General features: G+C 68.4%; 5 protein-coding genes. 3 read left to right on the top strand and 2 right to left on the bottom strand.

The window, feature by feature from the left end; genetic code table 11:
* Positions 1-58: 58 nt before the first annotated feature.
* Together RMO85_RS02230 and RMO85_RS02225 are read left to right on the top strand one after the other, a co-directional pair.
* Positions 59-1,033, top strand: coding sequence for a universal stress protein (locus tag RMO85_RS02230; protein ID WP_310526208.1), 975 nt, complete (start codon positions 59-61; stop codon positions 1,031-1,033).
* Between the two features lie 52 nt (positions 1,034-1,085).
* Positions 1,086-1,988 (top strand): universal stress protein, encoded by a 903-nt coding sequence (locus RMO85_RS02225; RefSeq protein WP_310526206.1) that lies wholly within the window; start codon positions 1,086-1,088, stop codon positions 1,986-1,988.
* A 22-nt stretch (positions 1,989-2,010) separates the two neighbouring features.
* On the opposite strand, the gene RMO85_RS02220 is transcribed toward RMO85_RS02225, so the two are convergent.
* Complete coding sequence (locus RMO85_RS02220) at positions 2,011-2,460, bottom strand: hypothetical protein (RefSeq protein WP_310526204.1); 450 nt, start codon at positions 2,458-2,460, stop codon at positions 2,011-2,013.
* Positions 2,461-2,620: 160 nt separating this feature from the next.
* Between RMO85_RS02220 and RMO85_RS02215 the strand changes: the two genes are divergently transcribed.
* On the top strand, positions 2,621-3,118 hold the full coding sequence (locus tag RMO85_RS02215; protein WP_310526203.1) for a hemerythrin domain-containing protein: 498 nt from the start codon (positions 2,621-2,623) through the stop codon (positions 3,116-3,118).
* A 104-nt stretch (positions 3,119-3,222) separates the two neighbouring features.
* Here RMO85_RS02215 and RMO85_RS02210 read toward each other — a convergent pair.
* On the bottom strand, positions 3,223-3,547 hold a 325-nt coding region (locus tag RMO85_RS02210; protein WP_310526202.1), incomplete at its 5' end, for a LuxR C-terminal-related transcriptional regulator.

Genomic DNA, 3,547 nt, shown 5'->3' with positions numbered 1-3,547 from the left:
TGGAGAGCAGGCTTGATCAATCAGAGGAAGCAATCTGCCCCCGGCGTCAGGAGAGACCGTGAACTCGCCCACCAGCCCGTCCCCACACCCGGTCAAGCACAGTGACAGCCAGGACACTGCGCCGTCCCACACCCGGAGCGTGGTCGTCGGCCTCGACGGTCGCGGCCGCAGCGTCAGCGCGCTGGTCTGGGCGGCTGCCGAGGCCGAGAGGGGCGGAACCACGCTGACCCTGGTCTCGGCGCACCCGGAAGGGACCAGCACCCCGGACCCGGTCGGTGCGCACGACCTCAGCGCCCTGGCCCCCCGGCTGACTCTCGCCGACGTCAGGAGGACCGAAGTCGCAGGCGAGCCCGTGACGGCGTTGCTCGATGCCGCTGCCCAGGCCGACGCGGTCGTCGTGGGCTGCCGCTCGATGCGACCGACCCAGCACATCGTGTTGGGCAGCGTCTCCCTGGCAGTCGCCCGCTGGTCACCCGTGCCGACCATCGTCGTCCCGGAGGCCTGGATGCAGCCCAGCATGGCCAGCGCCCCCCTTGTTGTCGGAGTCCGCCCAGTCAATCTCGACAGGCCAGGTGGGCAGGAGGAAAGCGATGACGAGGTCCTCGACTTCGCCTTCGCCCGGGCCGCGGCCCTCACGGTTCCGATCGCCGTGGTCAGCGCCTGGGAGATTCCCACTCTGAGGGCCTGGTCGCCCGACGACGTCCAGCACTTGCGTGCCGAGCACCAGGAGGCGCTCGAGCGGCTTCTCGCCCCGTGGCAGGAGTCCTACCCCTCCGTCGAGGTCTCCATCCACAGTGTCGCGGAGAAGCCCGACCAAGCTCTTCTCGAAGCGTCCCGGGTGGCGCAGCTGGTGGTGGTCGGTCGACACCACTCTGCCGCGCTCAGCGGACTCATCGGCAGCACCGCGCGCAACATCCTGCGCCACGCCACACGCCCGGTCGCCGTGATCCCGGCCGGCACCCGTGACGAGCTGGTTCGAGACCTCGCGGTCCACCGGAGCCTGGCCGAGCGCCCCTGGGCCCCGACCTTCTGAGCGAGACAGCGGACGTGAATGACATGACGACCCAGACGGCGAGGCCAGGCACATGACCCACGACCGAGTTGCTCCCGGAACCATTGTGGTCGGTGTCGACGGGTCCGTGCACGCCCAGCGAGCACTCAGCTGGGCCGCCGAGCAGGCCATGCTCGAAAACCGGCAACTCACCGTCGTCCATGCGGCAGGCGAGGGGGACATCCGCTCGGTCGCGTGGGTCGGCGCCAAGGGTCCGGCACTGCCCGATCTGCTGACGACAGCGCGCGAAGTCGTCAGCGACGCCCTCGCCTGGGTCGGCTCCATCCACCCCGGCCTCGACGTGGTCGGTGCGCCACAGTTGGGTGACCCGCGTCAGGTGCTCGTCGAGCTCTCCGAGGACGCACACCTCATCATTGTCGGCTCCCGTGGACGCGGGACGTTCCGCAGCATGTTGCTCGGCTCCGTCTCCGTCAGCGTGGCCAAGCACGCGCACTGCCCTGTGGTCGTGATCCGGCCCGGCCCAGAGCCCCATCCGCGGGACGGGGTGCTCGTCGGCGCGGACGGCACCGCGGAGTCCCTGCCCGTGATCGAGTTCGCATTCCGGCAGGCCTCGCTACGTGGCGCAACCCTGACCGTCATGCACACCTCCTTCGCGGTTGCCGTCACCCTCGCCGCAGTCACCCAGGTTGCGACTCCCGCCGACGGCGCGGAGGACGAACGCCTTCTCCTGAGCGAGTCCGTCGCCGGTTTGTCCGAGAAGTTCCCGGATGTTCGCGTGAGCCTTCAGCTCGGCTACGGACTCGTGGACGAATGCCTGACCCAGGGATCTCAGTCACGCACCCTGATCGTGGTCGGGCGACACCAGGTCAACTCGATCTCCAAGCTGCTGGCGGGTTCCGTCTCAGCCGCGGTGCTCGAACGCTCCGACAGCCCTGTGGCTGTCGTCCCCGAGGGTGCCCCGACGTCCAGCGCCTGAACCTCGACCACACCGATCCCGATCAGAGGTTGCCGTCCGCGTCGTCAGGCGTCGCCTCGTGGCCCTCACGTCCCCGCGTGCGTCGAAGTTCCTTCATCTCTGCCTCGAACACGTGGCGCTGTCCGGCCACCAGCTCGTCGAGAGCCCGCTGGTGGATCCCCTTCGCCTCGGCGTAGTAGCCGTCGTCGTACGCCTCGACCATCTGGAATGACCACATCCCCGGCAACGGATTGCGCCCGAGGACCCCGCGGTCCAGGGCGTCGGCGATGTCGGTGTGACCGGCATCGCGGATCATGGCGGTCGCCTCCTCCATCGTCGTCTCGGCGCTGCCGCACAGCCGGTGGAAGGCGAACAGGTGTCCTCGGGCGTCCTCGATGTGGTCGAGCGCAGCGGACAGCTTGCCGAGGGCCTCGACGGTGGCATCGGTGACGCCCTCGGGTCGACGGTGCTCGGGGGCGGGTCGGTCGGTCATGGTCCCCAGCATCACAGGAATGCCAACTCGCGCACCACCCGCCACAGGCGAAGCTTCAGCGACGTTGTGGTCCACGTCACGCCGATGAGCTGCCACGAAGGGGCGTACCTCAGGCCACCGAGGGTACGGCGACCGGACATCCACAAACACGGGAGACCAGATGTCCAGCGACGCCATCGTCCTGCTCAAGCAGGACCACCAAGAGATTCGACGCGTGTTCCGCACGTTCCAGCAGGCCGGCGACAACGCCACCGTCCGCAAGGGTGAGCTCGTCGACAAGATCATCGAGCTCCTGACCGTGCACACCTACATCGAGAACGAAGTGATGTACCCGCGGGTCCGCGAGCTTCTCCCCGACCTCGAGGACGACGTGCTCGAGTCCTACGAGGAACACCACGTCGCCGATGTGCTCGTCGTCGAGCTCGCGGGGATGAAGCCCAGCCACGAGCGCTTCGATGCCAAGACCACGGTGCTGATCGAGAACGTCCTCCATCACATGGAGGAGGAGCAGGACTGGTTCCCGAAGGTCCGAGAGGGCCTGGGCCGCAAGGCGCTGCAGGAGATCGGCACCGAGCTCGAGGCTGCCAAGAAGTCGGCGCCGACGAGGCCCTCCCAGCCCGGCGCGCTGAAGAAGACCGTCGACGCCATCCTCAGCTGAGACGTGGTCTCCTGGCCGGTTGCCATCGACGATCACCGGTCGCTCACGAGCCCCCGTCGGCGAGCGATGGCGACCGCTTCCAGCTGTGAGTGCGCGCCCAGCTTTCACAGCGGCGCCTTGAGGTAGCCACGACACGTGTTTCTCGAGATGCCGAGCTCCTGGGCGATGGCGTCGCTCCGCATCCCCAGCACCAGCATCGCCAACACGTCGCGTTCTCGAGGGCTGAGCGGGTTCTGAGCACCGGCGTGTCCCGCGGCCGGGGTCTCCGGCGGCAGCACCAGGGTCGGGTGCACGAGCAGGCCGCCCTTCCCTGCAGTCTCCAGCGCGTCCATGAGATCGGACAGAGAGCCGTTCTTGGGTAGCACAGAACTGGCTCGCGCCTCCACTGCCAGGTCCACCAGCGTGGAGTCCGCGTGTCCGGTCAGGAGC

The organism is Nocardioides sp., from assembly GCF_031422975.1.
In the GTDB taxonomy this organism is placed as follows: Bacteria; Actinomycetota; Actinomycetes; order Propionibacteriales; family Nocardioidaceae; genus Nocardioides.
The sequence above is the reverse complement of the archived record's forward strand: the minus strand, read 5'-3'. Positions and strand labels throughout refer to the sequence as shown.